Below are 237 nucleotides of genomic sequence, written 5' to 3'. Positions count from 1 at the left end.
AGGAGGGAGGCCATCGCGGCGAGAACCGCGCCGGGGCGAGTCGGACCCTTCGAGCCGAACCCGCCGCCGACGTGCTCGGACCGGATGCGGACCCGCTCGGGCGGGAGGTCGAACAGCGTGGCGATGGTGGCCTGCGCCCAGTTGGTGCCCTGGGTGGAGTCGAGGAGGTCGAGCCCCTCGTCGCTCCAGCGGGCCACCGTGGCGTGCGGCTCCATCGGGTTGTTGAAGGCGGCGGGC

Annotated in this window: 1 protein-coding gene; it reads right to left on the bottom strand. The window is 73.8% G+C overall.

Annotated elements, in window-relative coordinates:
- Positions 1-237: molybdopterin cofactor-binding domain-containing protein (locus ACZ3HH_RS31130; RefSeq protein ID WP_465810582.1), on the bottom strand; the 237-nt coding region annotated here is incomplete at both ends.

This window comes from Pseudomonas sp. PME37.24/025 (genome assembly GCF_055556615.1).
The sequence above is the reverse complement of the archived record's forward strand: the minus strand, read 5'-3'. Positions and strand labels throughout refer to the sequence as shown.